The sequence below is a fragment of the Rahnella selenatireducens genome (genome assembly GCF_046449555.1).
GTDB classification, from domain to species: Bacteria; Pseudomonadota; Gammaproteobacteria; order Enterobacterales; family Enterobacteriaceae; genus Rahnella; species Rahnella selenatireducens.
In genome coordinates, this window is the sequence record NZ_JBKEZJ010000005.1 from 287,319 (window position 1) to 303,500 (window position 16,182).

Annotated in this window: 13 protein-coding genes; 8 read left to right on the plus strand and 5 right to left on the minus strand. The window is 55.4% G+C overall.

The annotated features are described in order from the left end of the window. The first annotated feature begins 37 nt into the window (after positions 1 to 37). Genes ACLBVC_RS11120 through ACLBVC_RS11135 form a run of 4 tightly spaced genes read left to right on the plus strand, consistent with a single transcriptional unit; the run spans position 38 to position 4,255 of the window. Positions 38 to 1,321 (plus strand): ABC transporter substrate-binding protein, encoded by a 1,284-nt coding sequence (locus ACLBVC_RS11120; protein ID WP_410149633.1) that lies wholly within the window; start codon positions 38 to 40, stop codon positions 1,319 to 1,321. A 58-nt stretch (positions 1,322 to 1,379) separates the two neighbouring features. Continuing rightward, positions 1,380 to 2,303, plus strand: a complete 924-nt coding sequence (locus ACLBVC_RS11125) for a carbohydrate ABC transporter permease (protein WP_410149634.1) — start codon at positions 1,380 to 1,382, stop codon at positions 2,301 to 2,303. Positions 2,304 to 2,313: 10 nt separating this feature from the next. Next, positions 2,314 to 3,156, plus strand: coding sequence for a carbohydrate ABC transporter permease (locus ACLBVC_RS11130; RefSeq protein ID WP_410149635.1), 843 nt, complete (start codon positions 2,314 to 2,316; stop codon positions 3,154 to 3,156). Positions 3,157 to 3,160: 4 nt separating this feature from the next. Continuing rightward, the gene (locus ACLBVC_RS11135; protein ID WP_410149636.1) at positions 3,161 to 4,255 is read left to right on the plus strand and encodes an ABC transporter ATP-binding protein; all 1,095 of its coding nucleotides are present in this window, start codon (positions 3,161 to 3,163) and stop codon (positions 4,253 to 4,255) included. A 168-nt stretch (positions 4,256 to 4,423) separates the two neighbouring features. Here ACLBVC_RS11135 and ACLBVC_RS11140 read toward each other — a convergent pair whose 3' ends face one another. Beyond that, positions 4,424 to 5,716 (minus strand): MFS transporter, encoded by a 1,293-nt coding sequence (locus tag ACLBVC_RS11140; RefSeq protein WP_410149637.1) that lies wholly within the window; start codon positions 5,714 to 5,716, stop codon positions 4,424 to 4,426. A 142-nt stretch (positions 5,717 to 5,858) separates the two neighbouring features. Here ACLBVC_RS11140 and ACLBVC_RS11145 point away from each other — a divergent pair, with 142 nt between their 5' ends. The 4 genes from ACLBVC_RS11145 to ACLBVC_RS11160 all read left to right on the plus strand — a co-directional run bounded on the left by ACLBVC_RS11145 (position 5,859) and on the right by ACLBVC_RS11160 (position 10,772). After that, positions 5,859 to 6,758, plus strand: a complete 900-nt coding sequence (locus ACLBVC_RS11145) for a LysR family transcriptional regulator (RefSeq protein WP_410149638.1) — start codon at positions 5,859 to 5,861, stop codon at positions 6,756 to 6,758. Positions 6,759 to 6,929: 171 nt separating this feature from the next. After that, positions 6,930 to 8,153: a sugar metabolism global transcriptional regulator Mlc gene (mlc, locus tag ACLBVC_RS11150; RefSeq protein WP_410149639.1), complete on the plus strand. Its 1,224-nt coding sequence runs from the start codon at positions 6,930 to 6,932 to the stop codon at positions 8,151 to 8,153. A 319-nt stretch (positions 8,154 to 8,472) separates the two neighbouring features. Further along, positions 8,473 to 9,159 (plus strand): dethiobiotin synthase, encoded by a 687-nt coding sequence (gene bioD, locus ACLBVC_RS11155; RefSeq protein ID WP_410149640.1) that lies wholly within the window; start codon positions 8,473 to 8,475, stop codon positions 9,157 to 9,159. A 131-nt stretch (positions 9,160 to 9,290) separates the two neighbouring features. Further along, positions 9,291 to 10,772 (plus strand): MDR family MFS transporter, encoded by a 1,482-nt coding sequence (locus ACLBVC_RS11160; RefSeq protein ID WP_410149641.1) that lies wholly within the window; start codon positions 9,291 to 9,293, stop codon positions 10,770 to 10,772. Here ACLBVC_RS11160 and ACLBVC_RS11165 read toward each other — a convergent pair. The 4 genes from ACLBVC_RS11165 to araA all read right to left on the minus strand — a co-directional run bounded on the left by ACLBVC_RS11165 (position 10,769) and on the right by araA (position 16,149). Continuing rightward, positions 10,769 to 12,427, minus strand: a complete 1,659-nt coding sequence (locus tag ACLBVC_RS11165) for an ABC transporter permease (RefSeq protein ID WP_410149642.1) — start codon at positions 12,425 to 12,427, stop codon at positions 10,769 to 10,771. The genes ACLBVC_RS11160 and ACLBVC_RS11165 overlap by 4 nt on opposite strands. A 60-nt stretch (positions 12,428 to 12,487) precedes the next feature. Further along, positions 12,488 to 13,429 carry an ABC transporter substrate-binding protein gene (locus tag ACLBVC_RS11170; RefSeq protein ID WP_410149705.1) on the minus strand — a complete coding sequence of 314 codons (942 nt, stop codon included), beginning with the start codon at positions 13,427 to 13,429 and terminating at the stop codon, positions 12,488 to 12,490. A gap of 86 nt (positions 13,430 to 13,515) precedes the next feature. After that, the gene (locus tag ACLBVC_RS11175) at positions 13,516 to 14,259 is read right to left on the minus strand and encodes an ABC transporter ATP-binding protein (protein ID WP_410149643.1); all 744 of its coding nucleotides are present in this window, start codon (positions 14,257 to 14,259) and stop codon (positions 13,516 to 13,518) included. A 384-nt stretch (positions 14,260 to 14,643) separates the two neighbouring features. Next, entirely contained in the window at positions 14,644 to 16,149 is a 1,506-nt protein-coding gene (gene araA, locus ACLBVC_RS11180; protein WP_410149644.1) for an L-arabinose isomerase, read from the minus strand. Positions 16,150 to 16,182: the final 33 nt, after the last annotated feature.

The following is a 16,182-nucleotide window of genomic DNA, read 5'->3' on the forward strand; positions in this document are numbered from 1 at the left end:
TGTGATCCGACCCTTAGCTCCGTGGAGAACCAAGATTATGCGACACCCGAAACGTCATGCTTTGCTCAGCGCGCTGACCCTCAGCGTCAGCCTGTTTTCCTGTGCCGGTTTTGCCGCCACCAAACTGACGCTGGTGGAAGTCATCACCAGCCCGGCGCGTACCGAAATGCTGCAGAAAATGTTGACCGCGTATAAGGCGCAACATCCGGATGTCGAGATTGAAGTGGTGTCATTGCCGTGGGGGCAGGCGTTTGAAAAACTCGGCACGATGATTCAGAGCGGGCAATATCCGGACGTCGTGGAAATGCCTGACACCTGGCAGGGTTTGTACGCCAGCAACGGGATGCTGGCCGATCTCGAACCGCGCCTGAAAAGCTGGAGCGGCACGCCGGATCTGACCGATAAAACGCTGACAATGGCGCGCTCTTCCGGCGGCACGGCGACCATGATCCCTTACGGTTTCTATCTGCGGGCGATGTTCTGGAACAAGAAACTCTTCCAGCAGGCGGGGCTGACTGACGCGCCGAAAACCATGGACGAATTCATGGCCGATGCGAAGAAAATCAGCGCGCTGGGCAATGGCATCAGCGGATATTGCATGCGCGGCGGCGTCGGCGGCACCAACGCCTGGATGATGTTTATGGCAGCGATGAACGGCTCGCCGGACTTTTTCGATAAAGACGGCAACAGCACGCTGACGCATCCGGGCGCAATTAAAGGGGCGCAGTTCCTGGTGGACATGTACCAGAAAGGTTACGCGCCGAAAGACAGTGTGAACTGGGGCTTTAACGAAATTGTCTCCGGCTTCTATTCCGGGAAATGCGCGATGCTCGATCAAGATCCGGACGCGCTGATCGCCATCAAAAACAGCATGAATGCGGACGATTTCTCGGTCGCGCCGATGCCGCTCGGGCCAAACGGCAAAGCCTATCCGACCATCGGTTACACCGGCTGGTCGATGTTCAAACAGGGCAAAAATCAGGATCAAAGCTGGGATCTGATTTCCTTCCTCAGTAATAAAGAAAACAACCTGACGTGGTCGAAATTCGTCGGCACGCTGCCAATTTACAAAGGTGCGGAGCAGGACGCGTATTACCACGCCCCGCAGTTCGCCGGCTGGTTTGCCGAGCTTAACAGCCCGGATTACATCCCGCTGACTATGCCGACGCACCTTAAAGGCTGGGGTTACTTCAACTCGGTGATTGTAAAAGACAGCTCGCAGGAAACGCTGCTCGGCCAGAACGACACAGAAAGCATGGTGAAAGACTGGGCGAAATACCTGACCAAAGAGCAAAAAGCGTGGCTGGCTACGCAGAAATAAGCAGGCGGCTCCGGCACGCGGTGCCGGAGTTAACACCTTTTACAACTGGAGACGCGTCATGATGTTGGAAGTTTCACCGCCAGACACCGCTGCCGCGCCGCGCTTTCCCCGTTTGCGGGCGCTGCTTGAACCCTGGGTTTATCTCAGCCCGACGATGGTGCTGATTGGCCTGTTCATTTTTGTACCGATGGCGATCGGTATTTCTTATGCTTTCCAGAATATTCAGCTGCTCAACCCGTTTGATACCGGCTGGGTCGGGCTGGATAACTTCCGCACAATGTTTGATGACCGGCATTTTTACGCCGCGCTGCGACACACCTTCAACTGGACTGCCACGTCGCTGGTTTTACAGTTCGCGCTGGGGCTCGGTCTGGCGTTGCTGCTCAACCGTGAATTTACCGGCCGCCGCTGGGTTCAGGCGCTGGTGTTTCTGCCTTGGGCGGTGCCCGCGTTTCTTTCCGGTCTGACCTGGGCGTGGTTATTGAATCCGGTGATCGGCGTGCTGCCATACTGGCTGACGGATTTGCACATCATTTCTGAGCCTTACAACATTTTGTCAGACCCGGCGCTGGCGCTTTACGGACCGGTGCTGGCGAATGTCTGGTTCGGCATCCCGTTTTTTGCCATCACGCTGCTGGCGGCATTGCAGTCGATTCCGAAAGATTTGTATGAAGCGGCGGCGATGGACGGTGCTTCCGGCTGGCAGCAGTTCCGCAAAGTCACGCTGCCGTTTCTGGCACCGATGATCGCGATTACCGTCATGTTACGCACCATCTGGATTGCCAATTTTGCCGACCTGATTGTGGTCATGACCGACGGCGGCCCGGCAAATTCGACGTCGATTCTGTCGAGTTTCATTTTCACCACGGCCTACCGGAAACTCGACTTTGGCTATGCCTCGGCGATGGCGGTATTCCTGCTGGTTCTGATGACGCTGTACGCGCTGGTTTTACTGCGTATCCGCCAACAGCTGTTGAAATAAGGAGAACCCGATGAACCTAATGTCATTAAATTTGTGGCTCCGTAAAGGCGGACACCGGCTGGGGATCCTCTTTTACCTGCTGTTCGCGCTGTTTCCGGTTTACTGGCTGATCAAGATTTCGTTCACGCCGGACACACTGCTCTACAGCGAAGGCGTGCGGATGTGGCCCAGTGAACTGACGCTGGTGCATTTCCAACGCGTATTTACCGAAAGCCAGTTTCCGCTCTATTTCTTTAATAGCCTGATTGTGTCATTCGGCACGGCATTTCTGACGACCGTGATCGCCGCCGGTGCAGGTTTTGCGTTTTCGCGCTTTAGCTTTCGTGGCAAAACCGTGATGGCGGCGTTGCTGCTGTTCACGCAAATGTTCCCGCTGGTGATGATCCTCGCGCCGATTTACAAAGTGATGGCTCCGCTCGGGCTGACCAACAGCCTGCTGGGGCTGATCCTGATTTACACCGCGTTCAATGTGCCGTTCGCCACTTTTCTGATGCAGTCGTTTTTTGACAGTATTCCGAAAGATCTGGAGGAGTCGGCGATGCTCGAAGGGTGCAGCCGTTTTATGGCGCTGCGCAAAGTCATTATACCGCTGACGCTGCCGGGGATGGCCGCCACGCTGGGGTTTGTGTTTACTGCCGCGTGGAGCGAACTGCTGTTCTCGCTGATGCTTATCAACAAAAACGAGGTGATGACCTTCCCGGTCGGGCTGCTCAGTTTTGTGTCGAAGTTCGCGGTTTCCTGGGGCGACATGATGGCGGCGGCGGTGCTGGCGCTGATCCCGGCCTGTCTTTTCTTTGCATTCATTCAGCGTTACCTGGTTCAGGGGCTGACGGCTGGCGCGGTTAAAGGATAATTTTATGGCTCAGATTACGATTTCCGATCTTCAAAAACGTTACGAAAATGTCGAAGTGTTGCGTCATATTAACCTGACGATTCAGGACGGCGAATTTGTGGTGTTAGTCGGGCCTTCGGGCTGCGGAAAATCCACGTTGCTGCGCACCATCGCCGGGCTGGAACTGGCGACGGCGGGGGACATTCACATCGGCACGCGCCTGATGAATCAGGTCGCGCCAAAAGACCGTGATATCTCGATGGTGTTTCAGAGCTACGCGCTCTATCCGCACATGACTGTCGCGCGCAATATGGGGTTCAGTCTTGAAGTGCAAAAACGCCCGAAAGCCGAAATCGACTCGGCCGTGAACAAAGCGGCGGATATTCTCGGGCTGACAGCGCTGTTGCACCGTCGCCCGAAAGAGCTTTCCGGTGGCCAGCGTCAGCGCGTGGCGATGGGCAGGGCGATCGTGCGCGAACCGCAGGTTTTCCTGTTCGATGAGCCGCTGTCCAACCTTGACGCTCAGCTTCGCGGGCAGATGCGCATTGAAATCAAAAGCCTGCACCAGCGCATGCGCAACACCATTGTTTACGTCACCCACGATCAGGTCGAAGCCATGACGCTTGCCGACCGCATCGTGGTGCTCAACCACGGCGTCATCCAGCAGGTTGGCACACCGCTGGAACTTTACGACACACCCGCCAATAAATTCGTCGCCAGCTTCATCGGTTCGCCCTCAATGAACTTCATTAATGGCACTATAGAACTGGGTGATTTTGCGCCGCAGCTGCGCATCAATGCCAGCCAGACGTTGCCGGTTGACCCGCAGATTACGAACCTGAAAAGTGGCGCAGAAGTCACCTACGGCGTGCGTCCTGAAGCCATTGTCTTGTGCGAACAGGGCGTGCCGGGCGCGGTTCCTCTGGACGTCACGCTCATCGAACCCACCGGCCTGAGTGAGCTTATCCACGGTACTTTCGGTGGCGAACGGCTGAGTGTTTACAGCATGGTGAGATCCGGTGCCGCACCGGGGGACAGAGTTTGGGTGCAGATTGATACGGCGCGGATGCAGTTATTTGAGGCTGACAGCCAGAGGAGGCTTTCTAAACTTGATGAATGATTCGGGCTGGCAACCCTGAACCCGCTTCAGACTAGCTAAATTTGGTTTTTCACTTGCGGTGAGGTGCTTAAGCTGACCGGGCATATTCCGGATCTTACATTGCGGTGATCGCACAGCTCAGGTCAAGACCTTGGGCGGGGAGCCCAGGGTTTTGACCTTGAAGTTGATTTAAACCGGCTTAGCTTCAGCCAATCGCATCAACCGGATCCCGACGCCGACCCCAAGAACCAACATCAAACTGATAAAACCCGTAATCCCGTACCACCCGTAGGCGTGCCAGAAGAATCCCCCTAAAGTCCCGGCGACGCTCGATCCCGCGTAGTAGCTGAACAGATAAAGTGACGACGCCTGTCCTTTGGCGCGACGGGCACGGCGTCCAATCCAGCCGCTGGCGACGGAGTGGGCAGCGAAGAATCCGCCGGTGACCAGGATCATTCCGATGAAAATCATCCAGACGGGCGAGAAAGCGGTGATCAAAATCCCCACCAGCATAATGGACGTTGAACCAATCAGCACCGGGCCGCGGCCATACACTCCGGTCATCACACCGGCTTTCGGCGAACTGTAAGTGCCCATCAGATACACTATCGACAGGATACCCACGATGGCCTGGCTCAGGTTGTACGGCGTGGCGAGCAGGCGGTAACCGATGTAGTTGAACATGGTCACAAAGCTGCCCATCAGCAGGAAACCTTCGGCAAACAGCAGCGGCAAACCGTGGTCGCGCCAGTGTAGTTTAAAGTTAATCAGTAATTTTCGCGGTTTAAGAGAACTGGCGCGGAAATGCTTTGATGGCGGGAGAATGCGCCAGAACATGATCGCTGCGGCGAGCGCGAAGAAACCAACAACCGCCATGGCGATACGCCACGAGAAGAAATCCGTCAGAACGCCGCTGACCAGACGTCCGCTCATCCCGCCGATGGAGTTGCCGCTGATGTATAAACCCATCGAAAAGGCTACAACGCTTGGGTGAATTTCTTCGCTCAGATACGTCATTGCGACCGCCGCCACGCCGCTCAGCGACAAACCAATCAGCGCGCGCATGATAAGAATGGCGTCCCAGCTTTGCATAAAGGAGCACACCAGCGTGCATCCCGCGGCCAGTAACAACGCCACCACCATCACCGATTTACGCCCCACGGCGTCCGATACTGGCCCGGTAAAGAGCAGGCCAATCGCCATCAGACCGGTGGATAACGACAGCGATAAACTGCTGGTCGCAGGCGATACCCCGAAATCATGCGAGAGCACCGGCAGAATTGGCTGAACGCAATAGAGCAGGGCAAACGTCGCCAGACCCGCTGAAAATAAAGCCAGCGTGACGCGGATAAACTGCGGTGTCCCGCGTTTGATAAAAGGGGTTTTCAGGCCGGAACGGGCGACGGGGCTTTCAGGATTTAATTCGTCGTCATTAACAGAGTCATTGGCTGGTGCAGCGGAAATCCGCTGGGAGGTTTTCACTGTAATTCCTTAACGCGATGAGCTGTAAAACTAAATTTTAAAATGTATGAAAATTTTAACAGTGGCCGTTATATTGTCTAATATATTAATTTCGCAAGAACGATACGTTAAACATATCAATGAGGATTAATTGATCTAAACCATGAGCCACATTGAACTGCGTCATTTGCGGTATTTCATCGCGGTCGCCGAAGAGCTGCATTTTGGTCGTGCCGCTGAGCGGTTACATATTTCTCAGCCGCCGCTCAGCCAGCAGATTCAGACACTGGAAGCCCACGTGGGCGCGGCGCTGTTCTACCGCAATAACCGCAGCGTGCGGCTGACGCAGGCCGGACAGGCATTTTTGCAGGAAGCGCGGCAGATTCTGCTGCGTGTCGATGAAGCGGCGGCGCAGGCGGCACGAATTCATCGCGGCGAATCAGGGAATCTGACGCTCGGGCTGACGTCTTCCGCGCCTTTTATGCGCCGCGTTTCCCGCACGCTGCATCATTTCCGGCTGACCTATCCCGGCGTCAATATCCGGATTGAGCAGCTCAACAGTAAACAGCAAATCGAACCGCTGCTGGAAGGCAAGCTGGATTTGGGGATTATGCGCAACGGCGAACTGCCGGAAGAGCTGGCGCATCATCTGATCCTGTCGGAACCGCTGATTGCCGTGGTTCACAAAGACAATCCGCTGAACGCGCTGCCCGACGGCGAACTGACGTTTCAGCATCTGGCCGATCAGCCTTTCGTATTCTTCTCCAAAGACGTCGGCACGTCGCTGTACGACGATATTCTCGGGCAACTTAAAGCGCAGGGCATTACGCCTTTTATTACCCAGGAAGTGGGCGAACCGCTGACCATTATCGGGCTGGTGGCGGCGGGTTTAGGCGTGTCGATCCTTCCGGCGTCCTATCTGCGAATCCAGGTCGACGGTGTGCGTTATTTGCGTTTCGGAAAGACAGAAGGCACTACACAGCTCTGGTTGGTGAATCACGCGCGTCGCCCGATGACGGCAGCCACGCGGGCGTTTATGGAATTACTGCTTCAGCAGGACTGACCGCGCAACAGGGCGCAAACCTGCTGTATTTCCAGCCAATTCTGAGAGGCTTTTCACACAATTTGTGCACCAAATCACATAACGAATCAAATAGTTGACGACATATGACAAAAACCCCAACATAGCCCTAATCTTTATTTTGAAGCGCGAAAAATAACAGGAGTTCCTTGAGTGATCCCCGACGGGCAACCCGGCCATATTGATCAGATTAAACAAACCAATGTCGGTGCTGTGTACCGCCTGATAGATCAGTTTGGTCCCATTTCGCGCATAGAACTTTCTAAAAAAGCTCAACTCGCTCCAGCCAGTATTACCAAGATTGTCCGTGAACTTATTCAGGCTCATCTGGTGCTGGAAACCGAGTTTCAGGATCCGGGCAGCCGCGGGCGTCCTGCCATTGGTTTAGCCCTCGATACCCAGGCCTGGCACTACCTTTCTGCACGCATCAGCCTGGGATCGATTACCTTAGGTTTACGGGATCTGAGCAGCAAGCTGGTGGTGGAAGAAGTACTTCCGTTGCCGGAACAGGCGCATCAGCCGCTGCTTAAACGCATCATTTCTGAAATCGACCAGTTCTTTATCCGCCATCAGCGCAAACTTGAACGCCTGACCGCCATCGCGATTACCCTGCCGGGTATGATTGATGCGCGACGGGGCATTGTTCACCGCATGCCGTTTTATCATGACGTTTTCGATATGCCGCTGGGCGATACGCTTTCTGAGCACACGGGGCTTCCGGTGTACGTTCAGCACGATATCGGCGCGTGGACGCTGGCGGAATCGTTATACGGTGCATCGCGCGGTTGCAAAAATGTGGTGCAGATTGTGATTGACCACAATGTCGGTGCAGGCGTGATTACCAGCGGCCGCGTATTGCACGCGGGCAGCAGCAGCGTGGCCGAAATCGGGCATACGCAAGTTGATCCGTACGGGAAGCGTTGTTATTGCGGCAATCACGGATGTCTGGAAACTGTTGCCAGTACCGACAGTATTTTAGAACTGGTACGTCAGCGCCTCACGGTGCCGGTGCCTGCCAGTTTACTGCACGGCGTGTCGCTGACGATTGAAGCGGTGTGTGACGCCGCGAACCGGGGCGACCAGCTGGCGCGTGATGTGATTATCAGCGTGGGGCAGAGCGTCGGGCGTATTCTGGCGATCATGGTGAATCTGTTTAATCCGGAAAAAGTGCTGATCGGCTCACCGCTTAATTTATCTCAGGATATTCTTCATCCCGCGATAATGTCCTGTATTCAGCAGCAATCACTTCCCGCTTATAGCGAAAATATCAAACTGGAATCCACGCAATTTTATAATCAGGGAACGATGCCCGGCGCGGCATTAGTTAAAGACGCGCTTTATAGCGGTTCTTTACTGATTAAGTTATTACAGGGCTAATATACTTAGCGGGCTATATTTTTAGTGTGGTGGCATTTATTGATCTGTATCAGCAAGCAATGCCATAAATCTGACGCTCACGGGATGTGCTCTGTCCGCTGATGACTTTAATTACTTATATTCCCTCAGGTAAGTCATTAAATAAAAACTTATAACCTTATGCGTATTCCTTACAGTCCAGTCAACAAAACATTGCGCTAACGCAAACCGCTCTCATCTCTCATCGCCTAGACTTTCAGCTGTTACTTTGTCTCTGGCGGTTTTTTCTTACCGGAGGCTATCTTTCAATAAGACGGAGAGATCCCGGAGCCTGAATTTCATGTTAACGCACTTTTTCGTCACGGGTACGGACGCCCGTGTAGGTAAAACCATTGTCACACGTGCCTTGCTTCAGGCCTTAGCCGCGCAGGATCGCTGCGTTTTAGGCTATAAACCTATTGCAACTGGCAGCCAGGAGCTGGCCGACGGGGTTCGAAATAAAGATGCGGTAACTCTCCAGCAGTCATCTTCTATTGCTTATCCCTTTAATAAAATAACGCCTCTGGCCTTAGCTGACGAAGATATTTATGCCAGCCAGGTTCCTGAGAATATTTTTGAAATAATGACCAATGGCCTCAACTTCATGCGTGAAGAGGCAGATTCTGTGGTCGTGGAAGGGTGCGATGGCTGGAGAACATTGATTACTCCGCATCTTTTATATTCAGACTGGGTTCGCCAGCAAAATATGCCGGTGGTATTAGTGGTCGGTATTCAGGAAGGTTGTGTCAGCCACGCGTTATTAACGGCGCAGGCGATTATCGCCGATGGATTACCGTTGCTGGGTTGGGTCGCAAACCGAATTAACCCGTGCCTTGCTCACTATCAGGAAACTATTGAGGCGATCAGTGCCAATATTTCCGCGCCACTGCTGGGGGAAATTCCTTATTTACCTCGCGCAGAAAGCCGCGATATGGCCAAATTTATTGACCTGTCCAGCCTGAAGCTGAAAACGTTAACCAAAGCCTGATTGGTGACACTGTCACGTAAAAATCAAAACAAAGCGGCTCAGAGTGCCAAACCCTGAGCCGCTTTTTTGTCTATAGTTTGTGTATAGTTTGCCAATCTGCCTGAGTGCATAATCTAACGAAAACAGAGAACATGGCCGTCACGACTCCCGTTGTAAAATCATCGCACCGCCCCTTAATTCTCACTGCCTGCATGTTATCGATGTTTATGGCGGCCGTGGAAGTCACGATTGTGGCGACCGCGATGCCGACCATTATCGGTGATCTCGGCGGTTTTTCGCTGCTCGGCTGGGTCTTTGCCGTCTATCTGCTGACGCAGGCGATTACCGTACCGATCTACGGCCGGCTGGCGGATTTGTACGGTTGCCGGAAGATGTTTTTCATCGGGACGACGCTATTTCTCATCGGTTCCGTATTGTGCGGATTCGCGCCCTCGCTGGCCTGGATGATTGCCTTCCGTGCCTTGCAGGGGCTGGGCGCAGGGGCGATCACACCGATTGCAACCACGCTGATTGCCAATGTTTATGGCCCGCAGGAACGCGCAAAAGCGCAGGGCTATTTGTCCAGTGTGTGGGGCGTTTCGGCGATTGTCGGCCCGCTGATGGGGGCGTTTATTGTTTCGCATTTCCCGTGGGCGGTAGTGTTTTGGGTCAATGTGCCGATTGGTCTGGTGGCGATGGCGATTCTGATCAAATACCTGCCGCCGGACGGCCAGCGTAAACAACATAAACTGGACCTGGCCGGAACCGGTTATCTGACGCTTTCCGTAGCGGCGCTGCTTCTGGCATTGCTTCAGGCCGAAGTGCTGGGCTACTGGGCGCTGGCGCTGATTGTTCTGGCGGTAGTCAGCGGATATTTACTGATCCGTCAGGAGCGCAAAACGCCTGAGCCGCTGTTCCCGCTGGCGCTGTGGGAAAGCAAAGTGATTATTGCCGGTAACATTGGCGGCCTGATTATCGGCGCGACGATGATGGGGATCAGCGCGTTTCTGCCGACCTACGTGCAGGGCGTTCTCGGCGGCACGCCGCTGGAGGCGGGCACCACGCTGGCGCTGATGTCCATCGGCTGGCCGCTGGCGAGCATGCTCAGCAGCCGTCTGATGCAGGCGACGTCTTACCGCGCGACAGCGGTATTGGGCGGCGTTTTACTGCTGGGCGGAAGTGTGGCGCTGCTGTTTCTCTCGCCGGATTCCGGGCTGTGGGTGGCGCGTCTGGCGGCGTTTTCAATCGGCGCGGGAATGGGGTTAGCGAATACCACATTTATTGTGTCGGTGCAGAATAATGCGGAACCGGCAATCCGCGGAATTGCGACCGCATCCACCTTATTTACCCGCATGTTAGGCTCGGCAATCGGCACCGCCGTGCTGGGCGCAACGCTGAATCTCAATCTGCAATATCGCCTGCCTCAGGTGAACGATCCGGTTCAACAGCTGATGGAAAAAGCCACGCGCAATGCGATGGAAAGCCATCATCTGGCGGCGCTGATCGAAAGTGTGGCGGCGTCCCTGCACTGGGTCTTTATGGTTTCCGCGATTATTTCTGTACTTGCGGTCGCTGCCGGTCTGTTAATTCCGGCAGGCGACCGCCCGCACACCGAACCGCAGCGGGAGAGCTAAGCCAGCGGTTTTCGTTGAAGCCTGACGGCTGCCAGCATCAGCGTCAGGCTCAGTAACACCGCAACCGATGCCATCGCCATACCCTCTCCTACCGACCCCTGTTCAAATTGCCGCCAGATGTAGACCGAAACGGTCTGCACGCCCGCCGGTGAGAGCAGCAGCGACGTCACCAGTTCGCGCGACGCGACAGCAAACACCATCATCATCGACGCCAGCAGGCTGGGAAACACCAGCGGCAGCAGGATCAGGCGCAGCGTTTGTGCCGCCGTCGCACCATGCACCCGCGCCGCCGCATCCAGATTTCCGCCAATCTGCTTTAACGCCGCGCTGACGTAACGCACCGGATAAGGCAGCAGCAGACAACAATAGGCGAGCAGCAAAATTGCCCAAGTGTTGTAAGGCGTAACGGGCCAGAAGCTGCGGTTCCACGCCAGAATCAGCCCGACGCCGACCACAATCCCCGGCAGCGCGGCCGGTAACAAAGACAATCCGTCAATCAGCGCCGAACCGCGGATCTTCCTGACTACCACCAGCCAAGACGCCAGAAATCCCGTTACGCCCGCGATCAATGCCGTGCCGAGCGCCAGACTGAGGCTGGTCGACAGGGCGCTGATCGCGTCGCCGTGTGCGGTAAACAGCGCGCCAAAGTGACGTAATGTCAGGTTCGACAGCGAAAGTCCGCCTGAAAGCGTGCCGGAAAACGCCGTGGCCAGCGTGGATAAAATCGGCAGCGCCACGGCAATCACCGTGACCAGCGAGAATAATGCCAGCACCGGGATCGTCCAGCCTTTCAGCTGTTTTTGCGTGATATCGGCGGGCTTGCCGGTCATGCTCTCAACATTTTTGCCTGCCACTACCGCGCGCTGAACGCTGTAAGCGCATAACGCGATCGCCACCAGCATCAGCGAAAGCACTGCCGCGCCGGGTAAATCAATCGGCCAGTCGGCAAGGCGCGCTTCGATGCCGGTGGTCAGCAACATCACACCGCTGCGCGAGCCGAGCGCGCCGGGCACGCCGTATTCTTCGATGGATAACGTAAATGCCAGCAGCAAACTTGATGCTATGGCGGGCAGTGCCATGGGTAATGTCACGCGGGAAAAGGCGCGCCAAGAGCCAGCGCCGTGAATACGTGCAACGTCTGCCAGACGGCTTCCGCTGGCGGCCATGCTGCGCGACACCGCGAAATAGACCACCGGAAAAACGTTCAGCGTCATCACCACAACCATGCCCGGTATGGAAAACAGAAAATCGTTGAGATGCAGCCACGGCACCAGTTGCTGCACATAACCGTGGGTTTGCAGCGCCAGCATCCACGACAGGGCGGCAATATAAGGCGGCAGCAAAAAGGGCACCAGAAACAGAACATCCCACAACGCCGCACCCGGCAGGGCAAACAGGCCACGCAGCGCGCCGAGCGGAATACCGATTAATCCGCTGCATAGCGCGACGCCCAGTCCGACTTTGATCGTGGTGGAAAACAGTTCACGCAGCTGAGGTTCGGCGAAGACGCGGGTAAATGCGCTGAACGGTGCGGAATAAGCACCGGTATCGAGATGCGGGAAAACCGCCTGTAAAATCACAAAGCTGACCGGCACGGCGACCAGCAATAACAACGTAATGCCCGTTACGCCGGGCAAAAAAGCATTTCTGTTCATGGGTTTTGTCGTCGTTGTTCGGGGACGGGAAACGGGCTGTCTTCGCAGCCCGTGACGGACTTACTGCTGACCGAACAGTTTTGCGAAACGCTCGAGCACTTCTTTGCGCGACGCCGAGGCCTGGGAAGCTTCCGGCAACAGTTTCAGCGATTTAAACAACGGACGTTTGGCGTCGATATCGGTGCGCGCTGGCATCAGCCATGCATCAGCTACCAGTTTCTGGCCTTCAGGCGAAAGCGCGTAATCGATAAACGCTTTGGCTTCTTTTTGCTGCTGGCTGGATTTGAGGATCATCATCGGACGCGGGGCGATCACGGTGCCGCTGCTCGGGAAAATCACTTTGACGGATTCGCCGTCCTGCACGCTGGCGTAAGAGACGTAATCCACCGCGCCAAACACGGCGGCTTTCGCGCCTTGCAACACCGGCGTCAGCGCCTGTGCGTTTGGCCCGGCGATAATCATGCCGTTGGCTTTCAGATCTTCAAACAGTTTCCATGCCTGCTGCGCGTGGGCATTTTGTAACCCGATCAGCAAATCCAGCGACGCACCGGAAAGCGAAGGGTCAGGCGTGGTCACTTTGTCTTTGAATTCGGGTTTGGCTAAATCGCCCCAGTCTTTTGGCTCAGTGGTACCGCTTTTGGTGTTCCACACGATGCCCAACGCGGAAATCCCCTGCGCGACGTAATAAGGCGTTTTGAATTGCGCCGGAACCTGCTCTGCGTTCGGGCTTTGATATTCCAGCAGCCAGCCGCGTTTTTCGAGATCGGTTGCGGTATCCCAGGATGCGGAGATCAGAATGTCTGCGCGCGGATTGGCCTGCTCGGCCTCCAGACGGGCCATTACTTTGCCGGTGGTGGCCTGGAAAACATCCACTTTCACGCCGGTTTGTTTTTCATAACCTGCTGCCAGTTTTTTTGCCAGAGAACCCGGCCCGGCGGTGTAGAGCGTCAGCGCCTGCGCGCTGCCTGCTGCCATTGCGAGAGAAAGAGTCATTGCGGTCATTACGCCTGTTTTAGTACGGGAAAACGTTGTGCTGTTTTTACGAAAAGTGCTGCGTGTGCGGTTCATCTTTTTTATCCCATCAGAGGTTAAGCAACAAAAGGTGAAATTACGGAAGGATCAATCGTGTCAATACTGGCGATCGCGCCCTTGTCCATACGTGCAATACGATGGGCGAGCGCGTGGGCTTCGTGCTGATCGTGCGTGACATACACCGCCGTGGTGCCGAGCTGGCGCAACAACACCGCCATTTCTTCACACAGGCTTTCGCGTAAGTCGCGGTCGAGATTCGACAGGGGTTCGTCAAACAGCAGGATGCGGGGTTCGGCGACGATGGCGCGGGCGAGGGCAACGCGCTGTTGCTGCCCGCCGGAAAGCTCAGAAGGGCGGTGTGAGACGAAATCCGCCAGTCCGACGCGTTCCAGTGCCGCCATCACTTTTTCTTCCTGCGCCTGACCTTTGATGCCACGCATTTGCAGCGGAAACGCGACGTTTTGCCGGACGCTCATATGCGGCCACAGCGCGTAATCCTGAAAGGCCATGCCGAGATTGCGTTTTTCCGGCGGCAGACTGAACGAGCCGCTGGCGACGATTTCGCCGTCGAAGCGGATTTCCCCGGATGCCGGATTGAGCAGACCGGCGAGCATTTTCAGTAACGTGCTTTTGCCGCAGCCGGAAGGTCCCAGCAGTGCGAGGATCGTGCCTTTGGGCACCGTGAGATTGACGTGATTGAGTACCGGGTTGCTCCCGAAGAAATGGGAAACCTGATGGATAGCGATAGCGGGACAGGTGCGCGACGGCGCATTCCCGCTGGATTTAGCTGGAATGGTCATGGTTGTACTATCCTCTTTGGGACTTATTCGTGGAGGTGAGGGTAAAGGGGAAATGTGACCGGGGTGTGACACCTTTTAGAAAGGTGCTTCAAATTGCCTTTGCGGGCGGCGTCGACTTTGACCGGGAGAGTTTCGGTTTTTCACTTACGCTGATCGCTCATCGGCGTGTGCCGAAACCGATCTCGAAACGCTCAGTCAGCAAAATTTCTGAGTGCGCCATCTAAACTTTCTAATAAATAACAACGATTTGTTTTGCTCCTCCCCCTGCGAAGGGGGAGGCCGGGAGGGGGTTTAGCAGGCCACTGAGCCGCTAAAACCAACACCCCATCCCGGCCTTCCCCTCATGAGAGGGGAAGGAGCAAAACTCTTCTTTAAAACAGCCCCTTAGCGGCTGCAGAGCTTAAAGTAAACTTCATTCCACCGGATCTGATTCTTGAAGTCCGCCAGCGTCGTGTCGTTATCAATCACCAGCAACTCAATCCCGGACAGCTCCGCGTACAACCGGAGTGCGTCGATATCCAGCGCCTGCGAGAACACCGTGTGGTGCGCGCCGCCGCCGAGGATCCAGGCCTCTGCTGCCGTCGCCAGAGAGGGCTGGGCTTTCCAAATCGCACGAGCCACCGGCAGTTTTGGCAGCGGATGGGGTTGCTCGATGGTATCCACCTGATTGACCAGCAAACGGAAACGGTCGCCCATGTCGATGACGCTGGCGTTGACCGCCGGGCCGGCAGGGGTGGAGAAAATCAGACGCGCCGGATCTGCTTTGCCACCTATGCCCAGATATTGCGCATCCAGCAGCGGTTTTTCTTCTTTAGCAATCGACGGGCACACTTCCAGCATGTGCGAACCGACCACCAGATCGTTGCCCGGTTTGAAGTTGTAGGTGTAGTCTTCCATGAACGATGTGCCGCCTTTCAGGCCACTGGCCATCACTTTCATGATGCGCAGCAGAGCCGCGGTTTTCCAGTCACCCTCGCCGCCAAAGCCGTAGCCTTTTTGCATCAGACGCTGTACCGCCAGCCCCGGCAGTTGTTTCATGCCGTGCAGATCTTCAAAGTTAGTGGTGAATGCGCCGAATTTTCCCTGTTCCAGGAAACGGGTCATCCCCAGTTCGATTCTTGCCGCGTCCAGCAGGTTTTCGCGGCGTTCACCGTTCAGTTTCACGGCATCCGTCAGGCGGTAAGTGGATTCATACTCTTCCACCAGTGTGTCGATATCGCCTTTGCTGACTTCGTTGATGACGCTGACCAGATCGCCGATGCCATAGGCACTGATGCTGTAGCCGAACTGGATTTGAGCGGCTACTTTATCGCCTTCGGTTACGGCCACTTCACGCATGTTATCGCCGAAACGGGCGACTTTCAGATGCTGGCTTGCATTTTTCGCTGCGGCAACGCGCATCCACTGAGCAATGCGGCGGTGCGATTCGCCATCCTGCCAGTGACCGGCGACTACGGAATGTTGCTGACGCATACGCGCGCCGATGAAACCGAATTCACGGCCGCCGTGCGCGGTCTGGTTCAGGTTCATAAAGTCCATATCCATGGAATCCCACGGAATTTCGGCGTTGAACTGCGTATGGAACTGCAACAGCGGTTTATGCAGGATGCTCAGACCGGCAATCCACATTTTGGCCGGAGAGAAAGTGTGCAGCCAGGTAATCAGGCCGACGCAGGAGTTCGCATAGTTGGCTTCACGGCACAGCGCGGTGATTTCATCCGGCGTGGTGACCAGCGGTTTGAGCACCAGTTTGATTGGCAATCCGGCTTCTGAGTTCAGGCCATTGACCACCTTCTCGGCATTCTCTTTTACCTGACGTAATGTTTCCGGCCCGTACAGATGCTGACTGCCAATAGCGAACCACACTTCGAGATGTTTAAACGCGTCCATTAATCACTCCTGGATTTCAGATGTTTGAAAAAG